Genomic DNA, 24,207 nt, shown 5'->3' on the forward strand with positions numbered 1-24,207 from the left:
CGCCCCGGCCCGGTGACGTCTCGTTGCCATCAGCCCGTGCGGCTCGCTTTAGCGACACCCCGCTTCACGGGAATCCTTGATGGCGACCTATCTTCTGCGGCGATTGCTGATCGCCATACCGAGCCTGCTCGGCATCAGCCTGATCCTGTTCACGGTCCTGGCGCTGGCGCCGGGCGACCCGTTCTCGGAGATGGCGACCAACCCCAATGTCCCGCCCGAGGTCCGCGAGGCGCTGCGCGCCAGCTTCGGCCTGAACGACCCGATCATGGTGCGCTATCTGCGCTGGCTTTCGGCCATGGCGCAGGGCGACTGGGGCTTCTCCTTCGCCAGCCGCATCGATGTCGACACCCTGATCATGCAGCGAGTGCCGACCACGCTCTTCGTCGTCGGCACCTCGCAGATCCTGGCGCTGTGCATCGCGCTGCCGGTTGGGATCTACGCGGCGACGCGGCCCTATTCGGTCTTCGACCAGATCGCCAACACGCTCGCCTTCGTCGGCTTCTCGCTGCCAACCTTCTTCACCGGCCTGCTCTTGATCCTGCTGTTCTCGATCAAGCTCGACTGGTTCCCCTTCGTCTATCGCTCCGACATCGCGGCCAGCGGCTGGCGCTGGTATTGGGAGATGTTCCGTCAGGCGATCATGCCGATCACGGTGCTCGGCCTGTTCCAGGCTGCGTCGTATACCCGCTATGTCCGCTCGGCCGTGCTCGACGTGATCCGGCTCGACTATGTCACGACGGCCCGCGCCAAGGGCCTCAGCGAGAAGCGGGTCACGCTGCGGCACATCACCCGCAACGCGCTGATCCCGGTCGTGACGCTCGTCGCCCTGCAGATGCCAGCGGTCTTCGGCGGCGCCATCGTCACCGAGCAGATCTTCCGGATCCCCGGCATCGGCTCGCTGCTGATCGACGCGATCCTCGCCAACGACACCCCCGTGATCATGGCCGTGACCTTCGTCTTCGCCTGCCTGGTCGTTCTCTTCAACCTCATTGCGGACCTGCTCTATGGCTGGCTCGACCCTCGCATCTCCTTCGGCTGACCCGGCCGTGGCCGCAGTGGCCGCCGCGACCGTATCGGTCTCGCCCGGCCGCGAAACCTGGCGGCGTTTCCGCCGCCACAAGCTCGCCATGGCGAGCACTCTCATCCTGGCGCTGCTGATCCTCGGCGTGGTCGTCGGTCCCTGGGTGTGGACCATCCCGATCAACGACATCGACTTTTCGGCGACGTTGCAGGGCCCGTCGCTGGCGCATCCCTTCGGCACCGACGATCTCGGCCAGGATATCTTGGCGCGGATGATGTATGGCGGCCGGATCTCCCTCGCCGTCGGCCTCGCCGCCATGGTGGTCGCGACCACCGTCGGCGTCGTGATCGGCGCTCTGGCCGGCATGTCGCGCAAGATCGCCGACCCCGTGCTGATGTGGGTGACGGACCTGTTCCTGTCGCTGCCGCAGCTGCCGCTGCTGCTGCTCGTGATCTACCTGTTCCGCGAGCAGCTCAAGGCGCTGTTCGGCGTCGAAGGCGGCGTCTTCATCCTGATCGTCGTCGTCATCGGCGGCCTGCGCTGGATGCCGGTCGCCCGGCTGGTCCGTGCGCAGTTCCTCTCGCTGCGCGAAAAGGAGTTCGTCGAGGCCGCCAAGGCCCAGGGGGCCACCAAGCTCCGGCAAATGACGCGCCACATCCTGCCCAACGCGCTCGGGCCCGTCATTGTCGCGTCGACGATTGAGGTCTCCTCTGCGATCATCGCGGAGTCCACGCTCTCCTTCCTCGGCCTCGGCTTTCCGCCGGATATCCCGACCTGGGGGCGCCTGCTCTTCGATGCCAAGGACCATCTCGACACCGCCCCGCACTGGGCGTTGTTCCCGGGCGCGGCGATCTTCCTGACCGTGCTGTCGATCAACTTCATCGGCGACGGCCTGCGCGACGCGCTCGACCCGCGCCGCGTGATCTGAGCGCGCGATACGACAACGCCAGGCCGGCAGCCCGGCTTGGCAGCATATGACCTCATCTCCTCCGCAGCTCGCTGATGGAACTGACGGTGGATAGCCGGTCAGCCTTTGACCGCGCGGTGAACAGCCGTCAACATCCGCAGGCTCGACCGCTTGCGGGGTACCCGTCCCTGTAGAATCGTCCGCTCGGCCGAATCGTGCCGGAATCGGAGCGCCGACAGGCGAAGCAGAGCTGATGGATGCGACCTTCCGCGACCGGCTCGTCATCGTCGAGGACGACCCCGTCACCCGCACGGTCATCGCCGGCTATTTCACCGATCAGGGCTTCCGGGTCGAGGAAGCCGAGACCATCGCCCAGGCCAGGCAGGCGGTGCGGCGCTTCAGGCCGGACCTGGTCTTCATCGATGTCGTCCTGCCGGACGGCGACGGCCTGGAGCTCGCCCGGGAACTCCAATCGGCCTCCGATGCCGGCATCATTTTCGTGACAAGGCGCGACGCCGATGTCGATCGCATCGTCGGGCTCGAGCTCGCCGGCGATCACTATGTCAGCAAGCCGGTCGACTTGCGCGACTTGCTTGCCAGGGCCCGTTCCCTGCTGCGCCGCCGCCGGACCGAGCGCGACACGGCGCGCCGCAACACCGTGGCGCTCTTTGGACCCTTCACGATCGACCTGCTGCGCCGCGAGCTCGCGATGAACAACGGCGAGCCCATGCGCCTGACGCGCGGCGAGTTCGATCTCTTGGCCGCGCTCATCGAGAGCAATGGCCATCCTCTCAGTCGCGACTATCTGATCGAGGTCATCAGCAACCGCTTCACCGATGTCGACGCGCGCAGCGTCGATGCTCTGGTCGCACGCCTGCGCAAGAAGCTCGGGGACACCGACAAATCGGGGATCATCGCGACCGTCAGCGGCAAGGGCTACAAGATCGGCGTCCCCGTCGAGCGCATTTAGCCCTCCAGCGCCCCGATCATCTCCACCCGCGTCGCATGCCGGCCACCCTCGAACCCGGCGCTCAGGAACGCATCGACGATGTCGAGCGCCAGCCCTTCACCGACAACCCGCGCACCGATCGACAGCATGTTGGCGTCGTTGTGCTGACGGATCATGCGGGCTGAGAACGTGTCGGCGCAGACCCCGCAGCGAATGCCCTTGACCTTGTTCGCCGCCATCATGATGCCCTGCCCGGTGCCGCACAGGATGATGCCGAGCCGGCAATCGCCGGAGGCAACGAGCCGTGCCGCAGCTTCGCCATGCTTGGGGTAAGGCGTGCTCTCCGGCGTCGTCGGCCCGATATCGACCACAGCCCAGCCCTGCGCCGCGACATGAGCGGCAATGGCCTGACGGAGCGGAATAGCGGCATGGTCACTGGAGAGGACGATGCGGTTGCTGGCTGTCATGGCAAAGTCGTCCCTTTTCCCGAGGCCGCCCGGCGGCCGCGCCAGGTTGGATCAGGCGCGTCTTGTCTCGCCCGCATCTTGTCTCGTCAATGCCTTGGACCTTCGCGGACCGGCCAGATCGTAAAAGCACCCGAGGCTATCTGGCCTCACACCGCGTCGGCGGTCGCCGGTGCCTCCTCCAATCCGGCCAAGGCATCCAGGGCGTCGCTGCGGGCCAGCCCGAGCGCTTCGACCGCAGCCGCGAGCGCTCCCCGGTCGGCTTTCGCCGCATCGCGTTCGAGCGCGTTTGCGAGCGCAAGGACCTGCCCGAGCCCGACCGCCCCGGCCGAGCTCCCCAATTGATGCGCCAGCCGCTTCAACTCGCTGCGGTCCAACATCGGCAGGGCGGCCTGCATCTGGGTCAGGATCGTCCCGGACACGGTCGCGAACAGCAGCACGAGCTGTCTCGTGCGCTCATGGCCGATCAGGCGGCGCTGAGTCCCGAAGAAGGCCGCATCGACAGGCTGATCCGCCGAAAGCGCCACGACCTTGCTCCGCCCACCGCGGCTGCTGCCGCGCCCGATCACCTGCAGCAAAGCGGCGGAGGTGATCGGCTTCGACAGGATCGTAGTCAATCCCGCCGCACGCATGCGCCGCATCGTCTCCGGCGAGACATCGGCCGTCAGCGCGACAATGCGCGGCTGCGCGATGCCGGTGATCTCGCGGATCGCCAGTGTAGTCTCGATGCCATCGATCCCGGTCATGTGCATGTCGAGCAGCACGAGATCGAAGGACCGCCGGCGCAGCGTCTTCAGCGCGGCCTCGCCGGAAGCCGCGGCCTGCACCTTGTGGCCGGCCTTGCCGACCATGAGCCGCGCGACCTCCCGCGTGACCGGATCGTCGTCCACCACGAGAATCGTCTGCAGCTGCCCCGTCGCCGCCTCGCCCGGCCGGGCGGCAGCCTTGGCCGCCGTTACCGGCAGCCTGACGGAGAAGGTGCTGCCCTGACCTCTGGCGCTGACGACGGAGATCGAGCCGCCCATCAGCTCGGCCAGCTTGCTGCAAATCGCCAGGCCGAGACCGACGCCACCATTGCGCCGCCCGGTTTCCGGATCGACCTGCACGAAATCCTGGAAGATCTGCCGTTGCATGCCCGGATCGATGCCGATGCCGGTATCGCGAACCGTCAAGGTCAGTTCGAGGCCTTTCCCCGCCGAGGCGCGCTGCAAGTCGGCCCCGAGCTCCACCTTGCCCGCTTCGGTGAAGCTGATCGCATTGCGCAGCAGGTTGACCAGGATCCGGTGGATCTTGCCGGCATCGCCGTGCAGGCGCAGCCCTTCGGGCGGCGAGCGCAACGTCAGGACAAGGCCCTTCTGCTCGGCGGGCGGGCGCATCAGCGCCACTGCTGCGCCAAGGAGGGGGCCGAGGTCGAAGTCACGCCGATCCAGCCCTTCGGTCCCGGCCTCCAGCCGCGACAGGTCGAGCGTCGCATTGGCAAGGTCGACCAGCGCCTCGCCCGAGGTCGCGGCCATGGCGACGAGGCGGCGGTCGCGCTGGCTCATGCGGCGGCGGTCGATCAGTTCGAGAACGCCGAGCACGCCGGCGAGCGGCGTGCGGATATCATGCCCGACCACCGCCAGGAACCTGGACTTGGCCCGCGTCGCCTCCTCCGCCGCCTTCTGCCCGGCGGAGGCCAGCCGCAGCGCCTGCTCCAGGGCCGCAGTGCGCTCGGCGACCTTGTCCTCCAATACGGCACGGCTTTCCGCCAGCTGCCCCGCCATCACGTTGAACTGCTCGCCCAGTTCCTGCAGTTCGTCGCCCGTGCGGATCGCAATCCGCGCCTCGAGCTCGCCGCGGCCGATGCGTGCGGCCCCCTCTCCGAGCGCCTTGATCGGCGCGACCAGCCTGCGGCTGAGCATGATGCCGGCCAGCACCGCGACCAGCAGGGCCACGAGCAGCACCGTGAGCGAGCGCAGGATCGACGCATGGATCGGCGCGAAGGCTTCGCTTTCCGGCAGGTCGATCACCACGTTCCAGTCGAGGGCTGGAACCGGCGCCATCACCGACAGGACACGCCGGCCTTCGATATCCGTCACCGAAAGCCCGGCTCTGGCCGCTCCGGCTGCCTCATGCGCGCTCACGAGCGCGGCGAGATTCGTGTTGCGCAGCACGAAACGCAGGTCGGGATGAGCGATCAGGCGCCCTGAGCGGGTGACGATATAGGCGCGGCCGGCCTCGCCGACCTTGAGGCGGGAGACCAGCTCCCGGATGAACACGAGATTGACGGTGGCCCGCGCAACCCAGTGCGGAGGCGACGACGCCCGCTTGAGCAGCACCATGTGCGGTTCCGAGCCGCGGCGGAATTCGACCTCGCTGTAAAAACTGCCCTGTCCCAGCGCAAGCTGGAAGCCGGGATCGGCCGACCAGTCGGTGCCGCCATCCGCCCGGTCGCGTGCATAGCGCGACAACAGGAGCTGCTCGCGCCCGACCGGGTCGATCTGGCGCAGCTCGAGCACGGCAGGCACTTGCCGCATCAACCGCAGGCCGTCGAGCCGGCGCTCATCGGGCGAATTGCTGCTGGCGCCGCTTTGGGAGGCCCAGTCGAGATGCCCCATGATGTCGGCGACGAAAGCGCCGATCCTCTGGGCCGCCGCCCTGGCCTGCTCCTCCTGGACCCGGACCAGCAGGGCCCGCTGGTCCGAGAAGGCGAAGAAGGTCGCGATCGCCGTGTTGAGCCCGAGGGCAAGGCAGATCGCAAGGCCGACGAACAGCGCATATTTGCGGGCGAGCTCGCCGCGCCGGCGTGGCGTACCGTCCTGCCCCGCCGAACGATCCTGCTGCGTCACGACAAGATCCGTTGCGCCCGGATCCGCAGCGAGGCCGGCAGGCTCAGGCCCAGGGCCGCCGCGGCCTTCTCGTTGATGACGAGCTCGAAACTGCGCGAGAACTGCACCGGAAGCTCGGCGACGTCGGCTCCGCGCAGGATGAGGTCGACATAGGAGGCGATCATCTCGGACGTCTCTTCGCGCGCGCCGGCATAGGACATCAACCCGCCCTGCTTGGTGAAGGCGTCGAACGGATAAACGGCGGGCAGGGCGAGGCGCGCGGCAGCGGCGGCACAGATCGCGGCATTGCGGAACGTGAAGCTGTCCGGCAGGAAGACCAGGCCGCCGCCGGCTCCCTTGCCGGCAAAGCCCGCGATCTGCCTGTCGATCCCGGACGGTTCGGTCACGTGGACCGTCTCGAAGACTGGCCCGCCCGCCGGCGTCGTCGCCTGCAGGCGGGCGAGATAGGTCGCGCCGGCCGCCGGCGTCGAGTGAGGATTGAAGACCACCCCGATGCGCCGCGTCGCCGGCGCGATCTCGGTCAGGAGCTCGACCCACTTCTCCGACATGGCGGGGTCGTTGTTGCTGAAGCCCGTCGCGTTTCCGTCGGGGCGTTCGAGCGAGCGCACGAAGCCGCTGCCGACCGGATCGGAGGCTGTGGAGAACAGCACGGGGATCCGCCGTGTCTTCGCCAGCACGGCGGCAGTCTCGGTGCTGGAGCCGACGATGATGATGTCCGGATTGCCGGCGACCACTTTGGCCGCGGCGCGGGCAAGGTCTGCCTCGCTCGCCCCTGAGACCCTGCTGCTGACCTGCAGATTCTTGCCGTCGATCCAGCCGCGCTCGGCCAGCATCCGATACAGCTCGGCCATGCGCGCGCTCACGACGGGATGGTCGAGCGGCAGCCCGATCAGCAGGGCCACCCTCTTCGGTGGCTCCGCCGGGCGCGCCGAGACGGCAAGACCGCATGATGCCAGGGCAACCAGGAAGGAGCGGCGACGCATGCGGCGAACCAGGTGAAGGAAGGAGCCGGCCGCTCCCTGAGGGATAATTTGCATGCTGCGCCCGTTCGCGTCGAGGGGAGATGCGGCGGAGGGATGGGAGTGGCCTTTCCCGGCATTTTCAGCGCGCGCGGCATCGGAAAAGCGCCTTGCGAGCGCTCCCGAGCCGGCGAATCTGCCGCACTTTCACTCCGGGATCGCACCTGCTAGACGGTGCGCGATCGCGCGTGCACGGCGCAAACAGGTTACACGAATTATGCTTCTTCGCGTTGGCACCCGCCGCAGTCCCCTTGCCATGACGCAAACCAACTTTGTAATTGGTTCAATTCGGGCATTGTATCCGCATATCGAATTCGAGATCTGCCCGATTTCGACCGTCGCCGATCGCGACAGGGTCTCCGAGTTCCATCAGTTCGGCATGATCGGCGTCTTCACCACCGAGCATGAGGAGCAGTTGCTCCGCAAGGAAGTCGATTTCGTCGTCCACTCCCTCAAGGATCTGCCGACCCTCCTTCGCGACGGACTCGTTCTGGCGTCGGTGCCCAAGCGCGAGGATCCGCGCGATGTCCTGTGCGGCTCGGTGCTCGAAGAGCTGCCGGAAGGCGCGCGGGTCGGAACCGGCTCGCTGCGCCGCCGCGCGCAGATCCTGAGCCTGCGGCCCGACGTCACCGTCGTCCCCATCCGCGGCAATATCGGCCCGCGCCTCGCCAAGATCGAGGGGGACGATGCGCTCGATGCCGTCATCCTGGCCCATGCCGGGCTGGAGCGCCTCGGCCTCGGTGCCCGCTCTTCGGAATTCCTCGATCCGGTCGCATTTCCCTATGCCGTCGGCCAGGGGGCGCTGGGCATAGAGGCGCGCGGCGAAGATACCGAGCTGGTCGAGATCCTGCGCTCGATCGAGTGCCGCAAGACCAGGGCCGAGGTCGATGCCGAGCGCGAGATGATGCATGCGCTCGGGGCCGGCTGCAGCCTGCCCGTCGGCGCCGTCTGCAACTGGCAGGACGAGCGGCTGAGCCTGCAGGCACAGATCACCTCGCTCGACGGCCATGAGCGGGTCGTCGCGACGCAGGACGAGCCGGGAGAGCAGGCGAAGGAACTCGGCCTCGCCGTCGCCGAGACGCTGAAGATCCGCGGCGGCGAGAAGATCCTGCAGTCGAGCTACCGAGAATACTGCAGCCACTTCAAGATGCTGCAGTCCTGAGGCAGCGGCAGCACCCGGCCGAACACGCTGTGCTTCACGCCGCCGTCGATCGCGCCATCGTCTCAATCGCCACCGCGATCGCCGCTTCCGTCGCCTCGATATCGGCGAGGCTGTGGGCGGATGACAGGTAGCAGAGACCGCGCGGCAGGGTCATCACCCCCTGTCTGAGCAGGGCACCGGTGAAGACCAGCGTCTTGTCCTTGTCGACCTTCGCCGTGTCGCGCAGCGTCTCCACCGGCCCGTTGGCGGCAAAGATCTGAAAGGCCGCCCCGGCCTGGCGCGCCCGGACCGGAACGCCGCGACGCATGGCCTGATCGTTCAGGAACCTGCATAGCTGCGCCGCAAACCCCTCCATGCGCGGATAGATTTCCCCGCGCTCGGCCTGCAGCACCTTGAGGCAGGCGATCGCCGCCGCCACCGAGAGCGGATTGCCGTTGAAGGTGCCGCGATGCATCAGCCGGCCGCTCGACAGGATCTCCATCGCTGCGCGGCTGCCCGAGACCGCGCTGATCGGCAGGCCGGCGCCGAGCGCCTTGCCCAGCACGCTGAGATCCGGCGTCACGCCATAGCGTTCCTGCGCGCCGCCGAGGGCGAGGCGGAAGCCGGTGATCACCTCGTCGAAGATCAGCAGCGCACCGCAGCGCTGCGTCGCCGTCCGCAGGCGCTCCAGGAAGCCGGCAGGCGGCTCGAAGCAGCCGCCATTGATCGCGGCAGGCTCGACGATGACGGCAGCGAAACTGGCATCGAGCACCGCCTCGACCTGCCCGGCATCGCCCCAATCCACCAGCGTCACGCTCTGCGCCGCCTGCGGATCCTGGCCAAGCGCCGAGGCGCCGTCCTGCCCGATCGCATTGCCGACATGGATGCCGTCGGCCCAGCCATGATAGTTGGCCCGGAACTTGATGATCTTGACGCGGCCCGTCGTGGCGCGCGCGACGCGCAAGGCGAGCTGGATCGCCTCGGTGCCGGTGCTGACGAAGCTGGTCTGCTCGGCTGATGGCACGCAAGCCGCGATCAGCTCGGCCAGCTCCGCCTCGCCGCGATGTACGCTCGCCGTCCGCAAGCCACGGCCGAGCTCGTCCTGGACGGCAGCGATAACCGAAGGCGGCGTGTGGCCAAGGATCAGCGGACCGTAGCCGAGGGCGTAGTCGATGAAACGGTTGCCGTCGACGTCGACGAGATGGGCGCCCTCGCCGCGCTCGACCGCAATTGCCACCGGGTTCTGCGTCGCACGCGGGGTCGAGGAGACGCCATAGGCGAGATGGGACAGCGCGCTCTTGCGATGCGCATAGGAGCCGGCGAAGCGCTGGCGGTCTGCGGCGTCGAGGCTGTCACTCATCGCATCTCTCATAGGCGTCGATCGGGCGTCGATCGGGCGTCGATCGGGCATCAAAACTGAAGAATAAGTATCAATGATATAAACATAATACAACATACTTCCGCGAGCAGCGGCCTGATTGGTATTCCAGACCATACATGCTAGCGATTCCCCACGGCGAATCCGGAAAGGCAATCCATGGCGAGACCGCAGACGGGTACGGCGGCTGAGCGGCCTTCGTCGGAACGGGACGTCATCCCGCTCTATCACCGCGTCTACGTCATGCTGCTCCAGAAGATCATGGACGGCTCCTACCCGCAGGGCTCCCCGATCCCGAGCGAGGACGACCTCGCCGAGACCTTCAGCGTATCGCGGGTCACCATCCGCAAGGCGATGGAGAGGCTGGAGCGCGAGGGGCGCGTCCTGCGCCAGCGCGGTCGCGGCACCTTTCCGCTGACGCCGGCGAACGAGGCGGGCGAGCCCGCGAGCCAGCTTCTCAACAACCAGATATCGCTCGCCCGCAAGACGAAGGTCGCTTTGCTAGCCTATGATTTCGTCCGGCCCTCGCCGTTGCTTGCCCAGACCTTCGAGATCGCCGAAGGCATGGAACTCCTGCGGATCGAGCGCGTCCGCAGCGACGAGCGCTCACCGATCTCGCACACGCTCTGCTATCTCCCCGCCGACCTCGCTCCGCTGGTGCCGCGCACCGCGATCTCGTCGCTGCCGGTCTCCGCCACGCTCGCCGCCGCGGGCGTCAAGCTCGCCCGGTTCGAGGAGAAGATCACGGCCGTGCTCGCCGATTCCGATGTGGCGCCGCATCTCGACGTTGCGATCGGCACGCCACTGGTGGCGATGACCCGCCATGTCCGCGACGAGAACGCGCGGCTGATCGAACTGCTGCAGGCGCTCTACCGGCCCGACCGCTACGAATACCGCGTGCAGTACTCGATCGACGGCCAGAACCTGGGCACGCCCTGGAAGGCAATGATCACCGACAGCGGCGTCGCTTAGGACGCCGCTCCCGTGCTGGCGCTTCAGCGCCGGATGAACGGGTTCGGGATGTCCGTCGCCGTCGAGATCCAGACGCTCTTGGTCTCCATGTACTCGCGGATGCCGGCGATGCCGCCCTCGCGGCCGACGCCGCTCATCTTGAAGCCGCCGAAAGGCGAGGTCGTGCTGGTCGAGCGGTAGTTGTTGACCCAGACCGTGCCGGCGCGGACCCGGTTCGCCATGGTCAGCGCCCGGCGCATCGACTGCGTCCAGATGCCCGCAGCCAAGCCGAACTGCGTATCGTTGGCGATGCGGACCGCCTCGTCCTCGTCCTTGAAGCGGATCACCGACAGCACCGGGCCGAACACCTCCTCCTGGGCGATGCGCATGCTGTTCTTCACGTCGACGAAGATGGTCGGCTTGAAGAACAGCCCCTTCGGATAAGCGGGCACCGACGCCGGCTCGCCGCCGGCGACGAGGCGCGCGCCCTCGGACTTGGCGATCTCGACATAGGACTTGATCTTCTCGAGCTGCGGCCTGGTCGAGATCGGCGCGACCTGCGTTGCCGGATCGGAGGGATGGCCGAACCTGACATCGGCGATGAAGGCTTTCAGCCGCTCGACGAAGGCGTCGTGGATCGTGTCCTGCACCAGCAGGCGCGAGCCGGCGACGCAGGTCTGGCCCGAGGCCGCAAAGATGCCGGCGACCGCGCCTTTGATCGCCTGGTCGAGTTCGGCGTCGTCGAAGACGATGTTCGGCGACTTGCCGCCGAGCTCCAGCGTCACTCGCTTCATATGGCGGGCGGCCTTCTCGTTGATCATCCGCCCGGCTTCGGGCCCGCCGGTGAAGGCGATGCGCTCGACCAGCTTGTGGCTGATCAGCGCGTCGCCGACCTCGGCGCCATAGCCGGTGATGACGTTGACGACGCCCTTGGGGAAGCCGGCCGCCTCGACCAGCTTGACGAATTCGAGCAGCGAGGCCGAGGTGAACTCGGACGGCTTCAGCACGACGGTGCAGCCGGCCGCCAGCGCCGGCGCCAATTTCAGGCTGGTCAGCGGCAGCGGTGAGTTCCACGGCATGATGCAGGCGACGACGCCGATCGGCTCCGGCCTGGTGTAGTTGAACACGCCGGGCTTGTCGGTCGGGATCACCGTGCCTTCGATCTTATCGGCCAGCCCGCCATAGTAGTAATAATAGTTCGCCATATAGCGCATCTGCATCGTGAGCTCGGCGAAGAGCTTGCCATTGTCGCGCATCTCGACCCGCGCCAGCCAGTCGGCGTTCTCGGTGATGAGGTCGCCCAGCTTGCGCATCAGCGCGCCGCGCCCCGAAGCCGATAGCGCAGGCCAGGCTCCTTCCGAGAAGGCGCGATGCGCCGCCGTGACCGCCCGCTCGACATCGGCGGCATCGCCGCGCGCCACCCAGGCCCAGTCCTCGCCTGTCACGGGGTCCGACGTCTCCAGCCACGCATTGCTCGCCGGATCGATGAAAGCCCCGTCGATATAGTGCTGATAGCGATAGCGCTGGTCCGAATCCTGCTGGGTCGGGCGGATCGCCGGCGAGATCGGATCGAGCGAGAGCGTGGCTGCGGTCATCGGAGGTCCCTGGAGAGCACGGCGTCGGGTAGCCGTTGACAGATATGTATCATCATCATATCAAAAATACCAATACGCTTGTCACGTGGGTGGCAGGCGGCTTAACGCGGCAGCAGGACTACCGTCGATGGCCGTCGAAACCCGGGCTTGATATCCATAAGAACGAGGGGATGAGCATGAAGACGACGAGATTTGCCTGCGCGGGGCTGTTCGCGCTCGGACTGGCCTCGGCAGCGGCTCCTGCCCAGGCACGCGACCTGATGGTCGTCGGCTTCGGGGGCGGTTTTCAGGACAATGCCCGCAAGCACCTGTTCCAGGGCTATGCGACGGAAAAGGGCGTCAAGGTCGCCGACGACGTCTACAATGGCGAGATGGCCAAGATCTATTCGATGGTGAAGTCGAACGACGTCACCTACGACGTGATCATGGTCGAGGCGCCCGAGCTCGCCCGCGGCTGCGAGGACGGCGTCTTCGAGAAGCTCGACTGGAGCGTCATCGACCAGAAGAAGTTCATTCCCGGCGGCACCACCGCCTGCGGCGCCGGCGCCGTCGGCTGGGGCGTCAGCCTGTTCTACGACCAGGCCCGGAATCCCACCGGCCCGGCGAACTATGCCGAGCTCTGGGACGTCCAGAAGTTCCCCGGCAAGCGCTCGCTCCGTTCCGGCGCCAAGATGACGCTCGAGATCGCCCTGATCGCCGATGGCGTGCCGGCCGCGGATGTCTACAAGGTACTGGCCACGCCGGACGGGCAGAAGCGCGCCTTCGCCAAGCTCGACCAGATCAAGCCGCATGTCGTCTGGTGGAAGTCGGGCACGCAGCCGCTCCAGCTGGTCGGCTCGGGCGAGGCCGCCTATGCCGTCGGCTATGTCGGGCGCACGATCCGCGCCAATGAGGGCGGCGCCAAGTACCCGGTGCAATGGAACACGCTGCTGTTCTCGTTCGACTACTGGACGGTGGTGCGCAACTCGCCGAACAAGGCCGAGGGCATGAAGCTGATCAGCTACATGACCGACGAGAAGCCGCTGACCAACCTGGCGCAGGACTGGGCGGTGTCGCCGGCCAACGCCGCCGTCGCCAACAACCCCGAGATCATCAAGAAGAACCCCGGCATGGTCGCCAACCACGCCAAGGAAGGGCTCTTCATCAACACCGAGTTCTGGGTCGAGCACGGTGAGGATCTCGAGGCCCGCTTCAACGCCTGGCTGGCGAAGTAAGCCGGCGCGCGGGCACGGGGACTCGGCATGTCACGACGGAACCTGCTGGCGGCGGCGCTGATCGCGCCCCTCCTGCTCCTGGTCACGCTGAGTTTCCTCGTCCCGCTCGGGGCGACGCTCTATCGGGCGGTCGACGATTCCGAGTTCTCGACCGCCCTGCCCCGCACCGCGGCGCTCCTACGCGCCTGGGACGGCAAGGACCTGCCGCCCGACGAAGCCTTCGCCGCCATCGTCGAGGAACTGCGCGCCGCGCAGCAGAACCAGGAGGCCGGAGCCGTCCTCAGCCGCCTGAACTTCGAGGAGACCGGCCTTCGCAGCTTGTTGCTGCAGGCTGCCCGCGCCTCCGCACGATTGGCTCCTCCGATCAAGGGGGGCCTGATCGCGCTCAATCCGCGCTGGGGCGAACCTGAGCTCTGGCGCATGTTCAAGCGCGCCACCGGCCCCTGGACCTCGCTCTATCTGCTGCGTTCGCTCGATATGCGCCCGACCGACAAGGGCATCGTCCACGCCGGCGCCGAGGATGCGGTCTTCCTGCCGCTGTTCTGGCGCACCTTCGAGATCAGCCTGATCGTCACGGTGATCTGCGCGCTGCTGGCCTATCCCGTCGCCTACACGCTCTCGATCCTGCCGCAGGGCTGGGCCAATGCCGGGATGATGCTGGTGCTGATCCCGTTCTGGACCTCGATCCTGGTGCGGACCACCGCCTGGTTCATCATCCTGCAGCGCGAGGGGCCGATCAACGCGCTGCTGATGGCGTTCGACATCGTCAACCAGCCACTGACGATGATCTTCACCCGCTTTGCCGTCTATCTCGCCATGGTCCATGTGCTGCTGCCCTTCGCCATCCTGCCGCTCTACGGCGTGATGAAGGGCATCAAGCCCGACTATATGCGCGCCGCCGCTTCGCTCGGCGCGCCGGGCTGGCGCCGCTTCCTGCGGATCTACCTGCCGCTGACCATGCCGGGCGTCGCTGCGGGATCGCTGATGGTGTTCATGCTCTCGGTCGGCTTCTACATCACGCCCGCCCTCGTCGGCGGTTCCGGCGACCAGATGGTCAGCTACTTCATCGCCTTCTTCACCAACACCTCGGTGAACTGGGGCATGGCTGCCGCGCTCGCGACGCTGCTGATGGCGATGACCGCGCTGCTCGTCATCGTCGCGCGGCTGATCGTGCCCGGCTTCCGCTCCGGCAATGTGAAGGTCTGAGCGATGGCAGGCACCGCTCCCTCCTCCCCTGCGCGCAAGCTCTCGGTCGGGCGCTTCGCACTGGCGCTCGCCACGGCCCTGATCCTGCTCTTCCTGGTCGCGCCGATCGTCGTCGTCTTCCCGCTCTCGCTCTCCTCGGGCGAGTTGCTGGTGCTGCCGACGCCAGGCTACTCGCTGCGCTGGTACGAGGACTTCTTCACGTCGAGCCGCTGGCTCGGTGCCACCTGGAACAGCTTCGTCGTCGGCATCGCCACCATGATCCTGGCGACCCTGCTCGGCACGCTCGCCGCCTTCGGCATCTTCCTTGGCCGCTTCCCCGGCAAGGCGCTGCTGCTCGCCATCCTGTCGCTGCCGATGGTGACGCCGGTCATCGTCACCGCGATCGCCATGTATTTCTCGCTGTCGCTCGTCGGCCTCGGCTCGACGCTGACCGGGCTGATCCTCGCCCACACCGTGCTGTCGGTGCCCTTCGTGCTGCTGACGGTGCTGGCCTCGCTGCAGACCTTCGACCAGAACCTGCTGCGCGCCGCCGCCAGCCTCGGCGCCAATCCGGCGATCGCCTTCCGCCGCGTCGTGCTGCCGCTGATCGCGCCGGGCGTAGCGACCGGCGCGCTCTTCGCCTTCGCCACATCCTTCGACGAACTGATCGTGGCGCTGTTCATCGCCAGCCCGGGCCAGTTCACCCTGCCGCGCCAGATGTATGCCGGCCTGCGCGAATTCCTGAGCCCGACCATCGCCGCCGCCGCCGTGCTGCTGATCCTCTTCTCGGTGCTGCTGCTGGCCCTCAACGAATTCATCCGGAAGCGCGCGCAGGCACGCGGGGCCTCCCCCTCCGGCCCGACCGCATGAGTATTGGCATGAGCGACCCCATCATCGTCTTCGACAAGGTCACCAAGAGCTATGACGGCACGACGCAGGTCGTGAAGTCGCTCGACTTCGCCGTCGAGCGCGGCGAGTTCGTCACGCTGCTCGGCCCCTCCGGCTCGGGCAAGACCACGACGCTGATGATGCTGGCCGGCTTCGAGGACCCGTCCGGCGGCACCATCACCTTCGACGGCCGCCCGCTTAACAATGTCCCGGCCCATCGGCGCGGCATCGGCGTGGTCTTCCAGAACTATGCGCTGTTCCCGCATATGAGCGTCGCCGCCAACCTCTCCTTCCCGATGGAGATGCAGAGCGTCGGCCGGGCGGAGCGCGAGGAGCGGGTTCGCGGCGCGCTCGACATGGTCAAGCTCGGCCATCTCGCCGATCGGCGCCCGACGCAGCTTTCCGGCGGCCAGCAGCAGCGCGTCGCGCTCGCCCGGGCCCTCGTCTTCCGGCCCAAGCTCGTGCTGATGGACGAGCCGCTCGGCGCGCTCGACAAGCAGTTGCGCGAGCACATGCAGCTCGAGATCAAGCACATCCACGAGCAGCTCGGCGTCACCGTGGTCTACGTTACCCATGACCAGGGCGAGGCGCTGACCATGTCGAACCGCGTCGCCGTCTTCCATCATGGCCGCATCCAGCAACTGGCGCCACCGAACGAGATCTACGAGAAGCCGGCCAACGCCTTCGTCGCCTCCTTCATCGGCGAGAACAACAGGCTCGACGGGAGCATTGTCGCCCGCGACGGCGCCCAGTGTCGCCTGCGCCTCTCCGATGGCAGCGAGGTCCGCGCCATGGCCGGCACCGACCTGCCGGTCGGCGCACAAGCCGTATTGGCGCTTCGCCCCGAAAAGGTCCTGATCGGCCCCGCCGCCGCCGGCGAGAACCGCTTCAATGCCGTGATCGAGGAACTCATTTATTACGGAGACCACACCCGCCTGCGCCTGCGCGTCGGCGGCTCCGACAGCTTCACCGCCCGCCTGACCTTCCGCGACGGCCTGCCCGCTCTGCAGCGCGGCGAGCGCATCCCGGTCGGCTGGGCAACGGCGAACTGCCTCGCGCTCGGCCCGGAAGAGACCTGAGGGCCGCTCCCGGCCGCTCTTGCCAAAACATATTAAGTAGCATACTTAATACAAATAAATGCGCGACGCATGGCGCCGCTGCGGAGGATGCTCATGACTGCCAGCCTGACAACGCAAGTGATCGTAGCCGGCGCCGGGCCGGTCGGCCTCGTCGCCGCCCTGATCCTTGCCAAAGCGGGCGTCGACGTCGTCGTGCTCGAAAAGCGCGCCGCCCTCACAGCCGCCTCCAAGGCCTCGACCTTCCACCCAGCGACGCTGGAGATCCTCGATGAGCTCGGCGTGCTCGCGCCGATGCTGGCCGAGGGCGAGATCGTCAAGCGTATCCAGTACCGTACGCCGGACGGCCCCTTCGCCGAGTTCGTCCTCGCCGACCTCGCCGAGCGCACCCCCTTCCCCTTCCGGCTGCATCTGGAGCAAGCCCGCCTGACGCCACTGCTGCTGGCGCAGATCGAAGCGCTTCCCAATGCCCGCGTACTGTTCGGCGCCGGTTTCGAGGCGCTGACGCAAGACGAGAATGGCGTCACCGTCACTGCCGACCGCGATGGCGCGCCGCTAACCATCAGAGCCGACTACCTGCTCGGCACCGACGGCGCCCGCAGTGCCGTGCGCGAGGCGCTCGGCATCGCCTTCGACGGCATGGTCTATCCGCACAAGGTCCTGCGCGTGATGACCTCGGACGATCTCGACACCGTGCTGCCGGGGATCGCGCCGATCACCTATCTGCACAATGGCTCGAAGTCCCTGAGCTTCCTCAAGATGCCGGATTGCTGGCGCATCATCATCCGCGTGCCCGGCGACGTGCCGGACGAGACCGCGCTGCAGGACGGCTGGTTCGCCGACCGCATCCGCGAGGTCATGCCGAGCTGGACTAAGCCGCCGACCGTTCTGGGACGCGACGTCTACGGCGCCAGCCGCCGGGTCGCCTCGCACTACCATGTCGGCCACGCCTTCCTCGCCGGCGACAGCGCCCACGTCACCAACACCCGCGGCGGCATGAACATGAATTGCGGCATCCACGACGCGAAGGCGCTGGCCGAGGCGATGATCCGCGCCTTGCGCGAGCACCGGCCGGAGCTCGTCGTTGCGGCCGCAACCGAGCGCAAGCGCATCGCCGAGGAGATGCTGATCCCGCGCACCGACCGCAATGTCGCCGGCGGCGCGGACTGGCTGCAGAAGGTGCGCGATCTCGCCGCCTCGCGCAGCAGCGCCATCGACTATCTCGCCACCGCCGCGATGCTCGACATGCTCGAACGCCCGGCCCGCGCCGCCTGAGGGACGCCATGGATCTGTCTCAACTCGCCACGCAGCCGGCGCTCGGTGTCCTCGTCCCGCCGGCCAACCCGACCGTCGAGCCGGAGATGAACCGGCTGATCTCCTCGGGCGCGCGGGTCTACGCCACGCGCCTGCCGGTGATGCCGGACACGACGCTGGAGCAGCGCAACCGCGCCTATATCGCCTCCTACCAGCCGGCGCTGAAGAGCTTCGGCAGCCTGAAGCTCGATGCCGCGACAGTCGCGCTGACCGGGCCGAGCTACCGGCTCGGCGCCAGCGCCGACGATGCCCTGGCCGCATGCCTCTCCGAGGCAGCGGGCTTTCCCGTAGAGACCGCAAGCGGCGCGATCCGCCATGCGCTGAAGGCGATCGGCGCGAAGCGCATCTGCCTGTTTTCGCCATATCCGGCCTGGCTGACCGAGGAGGCTACGAGCTACTGGGCCGGCGCCGGTTTCACCGTCGCGCAGGTCGTCAAGGTCTCCGAGACCTTCCGCGCCTATGAACTGACCACGGAAGAGGTCGAGGACGCCTTGCGCCAGGTCGAGACCACCGGCATCGACGCCATCGTTATGAGCGGTACCGGCATGATCACTCTGCCGGCCATGCTGGGACGCGCCGAGGGCTCGGCCCCGCCGCTGCTCTCGTCCAATCTCTGCTGTGCCTGGTGGATGATGAAGCAGGCTGGCGTGAAGCCCGGCGCGCTGTTAGCGCGAGCCTGCTCACAGCTGAGCGCGACGCTGGACTGAGCCAGGCCCGCCTCAGCCGCCAGGCCGATGGGCGATGCATTTGATCTCGACCAGCAGGCCGGGATGGGCCAGCTCGGAGACACCGATCCGGGTCCAGGCATAGCCTTCGCGCGGGACGAGGCGGTTCTTGACCTCGCGGAACACGTCCATGTGGCGCGCCATCCCGACATGGTAGGTCGTGACATCGACCATGTCGGCGAAGCTGCAGCCGGCGGCTTCCAGCACGATCCGGACATTCTCCCAGGCGGCGGCGAACTGCTCCGCCGGGTCCTCGATCACCTGGAGATCGGCGGTGCGACCGACCTGGCCAACGACATAGACGATCTCGCCGACGCGCACCGCCGGCGCATAGCCGGCCCGCTCGACGATGGCGCGCATCGATTCCGGGACGATGATCTCGCGATCGGCCATTGAATCCTCTCAGGCGTCATGCTCGGGCCTGTTCCGAGCATCTCGTGCCAAATGGGGCTCTGGAGCACATTCGTCCAGAGATTCCCGGCTCTGCGCTGCGCTTCGGCCAAGAATGACGGCCGCGCTTCAGCCCTGCACACCGGTCGGCAGGTCGTCGCGGACGGCGAGGCCGCCGAGATAGTCCTTGACCTCGGCCGATGGGATCACGTCGGCATATTTGCAGTTGAGGTCGAACAGGTTGATCGCGTGGCTCGCCTGGAAACGGTCGAACGCGGTCTCCTCCGGGATCACCACCTTGAAGTTATAGGAATAGGCATCGACCGCCGTCGCCCGCAGGCAGCCCGAGGTGGTGCAGCCGGTGAGGATCAGTGTATCGACGTCGAAGAAGTTGAGATGGCTCATGAAGATGGTGCCGAAGAAGCAGGACGGCTTGCGCTTGCCGATGCGGATGTCCTGCGGGCGCGGCGCCAGCGGCGCGACGGTCTGGGTCGCGTGCGTGCCCTCGGTCGAGGTCTTCTCGGTGCCGCGATGGTTCTTGCCGACCTGGACGCCGGAATCGATCATGTCCGGCCGGCGGGCGCTCTCGGTGTAGAAGACAGGGATGTTCTTCTCGCGCGCCAGTTCCAGCAGCGGCACGATGTGCTCGACCGCCGCCCAGGCCTCGGGACCGCAATGGGTGCGGTACTGCTTCAGACCTTCCAGGATGTCCTCAGGCTTGTCGCCGCAGAAATTGTACTGGGCGTCGATGATGAACAGGGCCGGACGCTTGCCGAAGCCGCCGCGCTTGCCATAGCCGGCCTGCGCATAGACCTGCTTGTCGCGCTCGGTCAGGAAATCGTCCCAGATTCGCTTGGTCATCGTCTTTGAGCCCTTGGTCTTCAGGAGCGGTGCAGGTAGCGGCCGGCCGGCGTCGCGCGGGCATCGGGATCGACGGCGCCGTCGCTGGCGATGATCCGGCCGCGCAGGATCGTGCGTACCGGCGCGCCCTTGAAGCGCATGCCCTCATAAGGCGAGTAGTCGGAGTGCGATTCCTGCGTCGCCGGATCGACCAGAACTTCTCTGTCGGGATCGACGACGACGAGGTCGGCATCCATGCCGACGGCGATGTGGCCCTTGTTCGCGATCGAATAGAGCTTCGCGACATTGGCGCTGGTCGCGGCGGCGATCTGCTCGATCGGCAGCCCGCGCCTGTGCACGCCCTCATGGATCAGGATCGGCAGCAGCGTGCCGAGGCCGGGGAAGCCGGCGCTGGCCTTCCAGATGTCCGGCCCCTTGGTCTCGCGCTTGCGCGGCACATGGTCGGAGCCGATGGTCGAGATCGTGCCGTCGCGCACGCCCTCCCACAGCGCCTCGACATCGTTCCCAGACCGCAGCGGCGGATTGACCTTGCCGAGGAAGCCGATCGGCGACTGGCTGGTCAGCGAAAGGTAATGGCTGCAGGTCTCGACATGGATCGGCGCCCGGCTCGGCCGCTTCGCCCGGCGCACGATCTCCAGGCTCTCGGCGCTCGACATGTGCACGATATTGACCGGGCACTGCGCCTTCTCGCCGAAATAGATCACGCGGAACACGTTCTCGGCCTCGAGGAAGCCGGGGCTCTGCTCGTCCCAGACTGGCAGGTCGTTGCGGCCGGCTGCCTTCAGCGGCTCGCGGAAGACCGGGATGACCTCGACATTCTCACAATGCACGCCGACGACGCCGCCCTTGATGCGCGCCCCCTGCAGCAGCGCCCGGTAGAGCAACCCGTCATCGATCTCGGTGAAGCCCTTCGCCGCGCCCGAGGCGCCCTTGTACATCAGGTAGACCTTGATCGAGGTCACGCCGAAGCGCTCGGCGCATTCCGGCAGCGTGTCGATGTGCAGCTTGCTGGTGACGCCGAAATGGAAGCCGAAATCGATCAGCGACTGGCTCTCGCCGCGCTCCTTCCACGGCCCGGTCGACTGGCGCAGATCGTTGGACCGGTGGAAGGTCATCATCCCGGTGACGCCGCCGATGGCAGCCGAGCGCGATTCCGTCTCGAAATCGGTCTCGTTCGAGCCGAAGCCGATATGGGTATGCGGGTCGATCAGCCCCGGCATCACCCATTTGCCGCGGCAGTCGATCACCTCTTTGGCGCTGGCCTGCTCGCCCGGCGCCAGCAGGGCGGCGATGCGCCCATCCTTGACCGCGACCGAGCCGGTGCGGACCCCGACGCCCGGGAAGACGATCTCGCCCCCCGCCAGCAACAGATCGAAACTCATGGATGCTCCGTAACCAGGGCCGGCGCAGTGCGCCGGGTGAAGAAGGCGAGGACCTCGGCCATGATGCCGCCGGCGCGCAGGCAGGCGCGCTCGCTCCGGGTCGAGACATCGGCCGTGACCGAAAAGCGGATCGAACCGGCAGCGCCGGTGGCGATGACAATGGCCGGGGCGGCCCCGTCAATCGCGGCGACGATCCCCTCGATATCGAAGCGCTCGCTGCCGTCGAGCCCGAGCTGGCGCCAGCCTTCGCCGTCGGCAAAGCGCAGCGGCACCACGCCCATGCCGATCAGGTTGGAGCGGTGGATGCGCTCATAGCCCTCGGCGATGACGGCGCGCACGCCGAGCAGGGCCGAGCCCTTGGCCGCCCAGTCGCGGCTGGAGCCCATGCCATAGTCCTTGCCGCCCAGCACGATGAGCGGCACGCCGCGCTCGCCATAGGCGGTCGCGGCCTCGTGGATGGAGACGACCTCGCCTTCCGGCTGGAGCTTGGTCCAGCCGCCCTCGCGGCCGGGCACCATCTGGTTCTTGATGCGCAGGTTGGCGAAGGTGGCGCGCGCCATCACCTCGTGATTGCAGCGCCGGCCGACATAGGTGTTGAACGCCTTCGGCTCGATGCCGAGCCCGATCAGATAGCGCCCCGCCGGGCTGTCGACCGGGATCTCGCCGCTCGGCGAGATGTGGTCGGTGGTCAGCGAGTCGCCATAGGCGCCGAGCACGCGCGCACCCGTCAGGCGCTCCGGCACACCCTCGCGCGCCCGCTCGCGGGCAAGCTCCAGGAAGGGCGGCTCGACCAGATAGCTCGATTGCGGGTTCCAGCCGAAGCGCAGCCCGCTCGGCGCCGCGAGTTCATCCCAGAGCAGACTCGACGGCAGGTCGCCATAGACCTCGCGGAACAGGCGCGCATCGCCGGCACGTGCCGCCAGCGTGGCGATCTCAGTCTCGTCCGGCCAGAGATCGGCGAGCCGGACCGGGTTCCGCGCATCCGCCCCGTTGAGCGGCTCGCTTTCGAGATCGATGTCGATCCGCCCGGCCAGCGCGAAGGCGACGACCAGCGGCGGCGACATGATGTAGTTGGCCCGCACCTGGCGATGGATGCGGCCCTCGAAATTGCGGTTGCCCGAGAGCGCAGCGGCGGCGACCAGCCCGCCGGCATCGATCGCCTGCGCCATCACCGGCAGCAGCGGGCCGGACTTGCCGCCGCAGGTGGTGCAGCCATAGCCGACGACGCCGAAGCCGAGCCGCTCCAGCGGCGCCAGCAGGCCGAGTTCGTCGAGATAGCGCGTCACCACGCGCGAGCCCGGCGCCAGCGAGGTCTTGACCCAGTCCGGAACGGTGAGCCCGGCAGCCACCGCATTACGCGCCAACAACCCGGCCGCCATCATCACCGCCGGATTGGAGGTGTTGGTGCAGGCGGTGATCGCCGCGATCGCCAGCGCGCCATGCCGCAGCTCGGCCGAACCCGCTGGTGTCGAAACCGGAACGGCCGCAGCAGGGTCGGCGGCAAAACCGCCGTCCGCAAGCGGCTGCGGCAGCCGGCCTACAAAATCCGTCGCGACGGCGGCAAGGTCGAGCCGATCCTGCGGCCGGCGCGGCCCGGCGACGCTGCGGCCAACCTTGCCGAGGTCGATCTCGATCACGCGGGAATAGTCCGGGTCGGGCTGGCCCGGCTCGCGGAACATGGCGTTGGCCCGCGCATAGGCCTCGACGAAGGCGGCCTGCTCCGGCGAGCGCGTGCGGGAAAGATAGCGAAGCGTCTGCGCATCAATCGGGAAGAAGCCGGCGGTCGCGCCGTATTCCGGCGCCATATTGGCGAGCGTCGCCCGGGACGGGACCGACAAAGTCGCCGCGCCCGGCCCGAAATATTCGATCACCGTCGCGACGACGCGCTCGCGCCGCAGCCGCTCGGTGACGGTGAGGACGAGGTCGGTGGTGGTCGCGCCCGGTGGTAAAGCCCCGACGAGCCTGACACCGACGAATTCCGGCACCGGGAAGACATAAGGTTGCCCGAGCATCGCGGCCTGCGCCTCGATGCCGCCCACGCCCCAGCCGAGCACGCCGATGCCGTTGATCATCGGTGTATGGGAATCGCCGCCGATGACGAAGTCCGGGCAGGCGATCTCGCCGAACGCTGTCGACACCCGCGTGATCACCGGAGCGATGTGCTCCAGATTGACCTGATGGATGATGCCGGTACCCGGCGGATAGACACGGACGGAGCGGAAGGCCTGCTGCGCCCATTTCAGGAAGCTGTAGCGCTCGCCATTGCGCTCGAACTCGCGCGCCATGTTGCGCGCCATCGCGTCGGGCGTGGCCGAGACGTCGACCTGCAGGGAATGGTCGACGATGACGTCAACGGGAATGCGTGGCTCGACGCTGGCCGGATCGCAACCGGCTTCGGCGACGGCATCGCGCAGCGAGGCGAGGTCGAGCAGCACCGGCAGGCCGCTGGAATCCGGCAGGATGACGCGGCCGACGGTCAGCGGCACGCCGACGCCGTAATTGTCGCGCCAGTGCAGCATCGCCGCGACGGCGTCCGCACCGATATTGGGATCGCAGAGCCGGCCGCGTTGGAGATTCTCGACGAAGACGCGGCAGGCATAGGGCAGCGTGGCAAGGCCGACACCGGCATGCTCGGCCGCATGGGCGACCGAGACATAAGCTCCCGCCGCGGCATCGATCTTCAGGCTGTCATCGGACGTCATGAAGTCGGCCATTTTGCCGTTCGCATCGCTCTCACCCGCCAAAAATGAAAGCCCGGCCTATAAATGTCAACACTTTCAAAAAAGTATTTTCCTACAGACGTTTTGGTTCCGGGCAGCCAGCTATCGGGTTAAGGCCGCGATGCATATGAAGTTGGCCGCGCGACTTCCTGTGTGCTGACTTTCAACGGGCATCCGTCAAAACTGTTGACACATTTTC

The 24,207-nt window shown here is 67.3% G+C and carries 20 protein-coding genes; 11 read left to right on the top strand and 9 right to left on the bottom strand.

The window, feature by feature from the left end:
- The first annotated feature begins 79 nt into the window (after window positions 1–79).
- The 3 genes from CXY91_RS23235 (at window position 80) to CXY91_RS23245 (ending at window position 2,898) form a co-directional block, all read left to right on the top strand.
- A complete protein-coding gene (locus CXY91_RS23235; RefSeq protein ID WP_091836719.1) occupies window positions 80–1,039 on the top strand; it encodes an ABC transporter permease in 960 nt (319 codons plus the stop codon).
- Window positions 1,005–1,949, top strand: a complete 945-nt coding sequence (locus CXY91_RS23240) for an ABC transporter permease (protein ID WP_100963738.1) — start codon at window positions 1,005–1,007, stop codon at window positions 1,947–1,949. Before CXY91_RS23235 ends, CXY91_RS23240 begins: the two co-directional genes overlap by 35 nt.
- Before the next feature lie 232 nt (window positions 1,950–2,181).
- Window positions 2,182–2,898, top strand: a complete 717-nt coding sequence (locus CXY91_RS23245; RefSeq protein ID WP_100963740.1) for a response regulator — start codon at window positions 2,182–2,184, stop codon at window positions 2,896–2,898.
- Here the strand turns inward: CXY91_RS23245 and rpiB are convergent.
- The 3 genes from rpiB to CXY91_RS23260 form a co-directional block, all read right to left on the bottom strand.
- On the bottom strand, window positions 2,895–3,344 hold the full coding sequence (gene rpiB / locus CXY91_RS23250; RefSeq protein WP_100963742.1) for a ribose 5-phosphate isomerase B: 450 nt from the start codon (window positions 3,342–3,344) through the stop codon (window positions 2,895–2,897). The two genes, CXY91_RS23245 and rpiB, sit on opposite strands and share 4 nt — an antisense overlap.
- Window positions 3,345–3,490: 146 nt before the next feature.
- Window positions 3,491–6,169 (bottom strand): ATP-binding protein, encoded by a 2,679-nt coding sequence (locus tag CXY91_RS23255; RefSeq protein WP_100963744.1) that lies wholly within the window; start codon window positions 6,167–6,169, stop codon window positions 3,491–3,493.
- On the bottom strand, window positions 6,166–7,071 hold the full coding sequence (locus CXY91_RS23260; RefSeq protein ID WP_158673555.1) for an ABC transporter substrate-binding protein: 906 nt from the start codon (window positions 7,069–7,071) through the stop codon (window positions 6,166–6,168). Before CXY91_RS23260 ends, CXY91_RS23255 begins: the two co-directional genes overlap by 4 nt.
- A 334-nt stretch (window positions 7,072–7,405) precedes the next feature.
- Between CXY91_RS23260 and hemC the strand changes: the two genes are divergently transcribed.
- Entirely contained in the window at window positions 7,406–8,350 is a 945-nt protein-coding gene (gene hemC / locus CXY91_RS23265; RefSeq protein ID WP_091836732.1) for a hydroxymethylbilane synthase, read from the top strand.
- 34 nt (window positions 8,351–8,384) lie between these two features.
- Here the strand turns inward: hemC and CXY91_RS23270 are convergent, their stop codons facing one another.
- Window positions 8,385–9,689 carry an aspartate aminotransferase family protein gene (locus CXY91_RS23270; RefSeq protein ID WP_158673556.1) on the bottom strand — a complete coding sequence of 435 codons (1,305 nt, stop codon included), beginning with the start codon at window positions 9,687–9,689 and terminating at the stop codon, window positions 8,385–8,387.
- A gap of 177 nt (window positions 9,690–9,866) precedes the next feature.
- On the opposite strand from CXY91_RS23270, the gene CXY91_RS23275 reads away from it, so the two are divergent.
- Window positions 9,867–10,679 carry a GntR family transcriptional regulator gene (locus tag CXY91_RS23275; RefSeq protein ID WP_100963750.1) on the top strand — a complete coding sequence of 271 codons (813 nt, stop codon included), beginning with the start codon at window positions 9,867–9,869 and terminating at the stop codon, window positions 10,677–10,679.
- 23 nt (window positions 10,680–10,702) lie between these two features.
- Here CXY91_RS23275 and CXY91_RS23280 read toward each other — a convergent pair whose 3' ends face one another.
- A complete protein-coding gene (locus CXY91_RS23280) occupies window positions 10,703–12,253 on the bottom strand; it encodes an aldehyde dehydrogenase (RefSeq protein WP_100963752.1) in 1,551 nt (516 codons plus the stop codon).
- 176 nt (window positions 12,254–12,429) lie between these two features.
- Here CXY91_RS23280 and CXY91_RS23285 point away from each other — a divergent pair, with 176 nt between their 5' ends.
- From CXY91_RS23285 to CXY91_RS23310, 6 genes are all read left to right on the top strand, one after another.
- The gene (locus tag CXY91_RS23285) at window positions 12,430–13,467 is read left to right on the top strand and encodes an ABC transporter substrate-binding protein (protein ID WP_158673557.1); all 1,038 of its coding nucleotides are present in this window, start codon (window positions 12,430–12,432) and stop codon (window positions 13,465–13,467) included.
- Between the two features lie 27 nt (window positions 13,468–13,494).
- Window positions 13,495–14,673: an ABC transporter permease gene (locus tag CXY91_RS23290; RefSeq protein ID WP_100963756.1), complete on the top strand. Its 1,179-nt coding sequence runs from the start codon at window positions 13,495–13,497 to the stop codon at window positions 14,671–14,673.
- 3 nt (window positions 14,674–14,676) lie between these two features.
- Complete coding sequence (locus CXY91_RS23295) at window positions 14,677–15,522, top strand: ABC transporter permease (protein ID WP_100963759.1); 846 nt, start codon at window positions 14,677–14,679, stop codon at window positions 15,520–15,522.
- A gap of 8 nt (window positions 15,523–15,530) precedes the next feature.
- Window positions 15,531–16,619 (top strand): ABC transporter ATP-binding protein, encoded by a 1,089-nt coding sequence (locus CXY91_RS23300; RefSeq protein WP_100963761.1) that lies wholly within the window; start codon window positions 15,531–15,533, stop codon window positions 16,617–16,619.
- Window positions 16,620–16,712: 93 nt separating this feature from the next.
- Window positions 16,713–17,891 carry an FAD-dependent oxidoreductase gene (locus CXY91_RS23305; RefSeq protein ID WP_158673558.1) on the top strand — a complete coding sequence of 393 codons (1,179 nt, stop codon included), beginning with the start codon at window positions 16,713–16,715 and terminating at the stop codon, window positions 17,889–17,891.
- 8 nt (window positions 17,892–17,899) lie between these two features.
- On the top strand, window positions 17,900–18,637 hold the full coding sequence (locus CXY91_RS23310; RefSeq protein ID WP_100963764.1) for a maleate cis-trans isomerase family protein: 738 nt from the start codon (window positions 17,900–17,902) through the stop codon (window positions 18,635–18,637).
- 12 nt (window positions 18,638–18,649) lie between these two features.
- Here the strand turns inward: CXY91_RS23310 and CXY91_RS23315 are convergent, their stop codons facing one another.
- The 4 genes from CXY91_RS23315 to acnA form a co-directional block, all read right to left on the bottom strand.
- Entirely contained in the window at window positions 18,650–19,048 is a 399-nt protein-coding gene (locus tag CXY91_RS23315) for a RidA family protein (RefSeq protein WP_100963766.1), read from the bottom strand.
- 126 nt (window positions 19,049–19,174) lie between these two features.
- Window positions 19,175–19,906, bottom strand: a complete 732-nt coding sequence (locus CXY91_RS23320) for an isochorismatase family protein (RefSeq protein WP_100963769.1) — start codon at window positions 19,904–19,906, stop codon at window positions 19,175–19,177.
- A gap of 20 nt (window positions 19,907–19,926) precedes the next feature.
- Window positions 19,927–21,288 carry a dihydroorotase gene (locus CXY91_RS23325; RefSeq protein ID WP_100963771.1) on the bottom strand — a complete coding sequence of 454 codons (1,362 nt, stop codon included), beginning with the start codon at window positions 21,286–21,288 and terminating at the stop codon, window positions 19,927–19,929.
- Entirely contained in the window at window positions 21,285–23,990 is a 2,706-nt protein-coding gene (acnA, locus tag CXY91_RS23330) for an aconitate hydratase AcnA (protein WP_100963815.1), read from the bottom strand. Before acnA ends, CXY91_RS23325 begins: the two co-directional genes overlap by 4 nt.
- Window positions 23,991–24,207 lie beyond the last annotated feature (217 nt).

The sequence above is a fragment of the Allobosea sp. FBZP-16 genome (assembly GCF_002831785.1).
GTDB lineage: Bacteria > Pseudomonadota > Alphaproteobacteria > Rhizobiales > Beijerinckiaceae > Allobosea > Allobosea lupini.

Coding starts and splice junctions, on each gene's coding strand:
- rpiB (WP_100963742.1), bottom strand. CDS start 3,344: ATGACAGCCAGCAACCGCATCGTCCTCTCCAGTGACCATGCCGCTATT.
- CXY91_RS23245 (WP_100963740.1), top strand. CDS start 2,182: ATGGATGCGACCTTCCGCGACCGGCTCGTCATCGTCGAGGACGACCCC.
- CXY91_RS23315 (WP_100963766.1), bottom strand. CDS start 19,048: ATGGCCGATCGCGAGATCATCGTCCCGGAATCGATGCGCGCCATCGTC.
- CXY91_RS23240 (WP_100963738.1), top strand. CDS start 1,005: ATGGCTGGCTCGACCCTCGCATCTCCTTCGGCTGACCCGGCCGTGGCC.
- CXY91_RS23320 (WP_100963769.1), bottom strand. CDS start 19,906: ATGACCAAGCGAATCTGGGACGATTTCCTGACCGAGCGCGACAAGCAG.
- CXY91_RS23300 (WP_100963761.1), top strand. CDS start 15,531: ATGAGCGACCCCATCATCGTCTTCGACAAGGTCACCAAGAGCTATGAC.
- acnA (WP_100963815.1), bottom strand. CDS start 23,990: ATGACGTCCGATGACAGCCTGAAGATCGATGCCGCGGCGGGAGCTTAT.
- CXY91_RS23280 (WP_100963752.1), bottom strand. CDS start 12,253: ATGACCGCAGCCACGCTCTCGCTCGATCCGATCTCGCCGGCGATCCGC.
- CXY91_RS23235 (WP_091836719.1), top strand. CDS start 80: ATGGCGACCTATCTTCTGCGGCGATTGCTGATCGCCATACCGAGCCTG.
- CXY91_RS23270 (WP_158673556.1), bottom strand. CDS start 9,689: ATGAGTGACAGCCTCGACGCCGCAGACCGCCAGCGCTTCGCCGGCTCC.
- CXY91_RS23295 (WP_100963759.1), top strand. CDS start 14,677: ATGGCAGGCACCGCTCCCTCCTCCCCTGCGCGCAAGCTCTCGGTCGGG.
- CXY91_RS23310 (WP_100963764.1), top strand. CDS start 17,900: ATGGATCTGTCTCAACTCGCCACGCAGCCGGCGCTCGGTGTCCTCGTC.
- hemC (WP_091836732.1), top strand. CDS start 7,406: ATGCTTCTTCGCGTTGGCACCCGCCGCAGTCCCCTTGCCATGACGCAA.
- CXY91_RS23275 (WP_100963750.1), top strand. CDS start 9,867: ATGGCGAGACCGCAGACGGGTACGGCGGCTGAGCGGCCTTCGTCGGAA.
- CXY91_RS23285 (WP_158673557.1), top strand. CDS start 12,430: ATGAAGACGACGAGATTTGCCTGCGCGGGGCTGTTCGCGCTCGGACTG.
- CXY91_RS23290 (WP_100963756.1), top strand. CDS start 13,495: ATGTCACGACGGAACCTGCTGGCGGCGGCGCTGATCGCGCCCCTCCTG.
- CXY91_RS23325 (WP_100963771.1), bottom strand. CDS start 21,288: ATGAGTTTCGATCTGTTGCTGGCGGGGGGCGAGATCGTCTTCCCGGGC.
- CXY91_RS23305 (WP_158673558.1), top strand. CDS start 16,713: ATGACTGCCAGCCTGACAACGCAAGTGATCGTAGCCGGCGCCGGGCCG.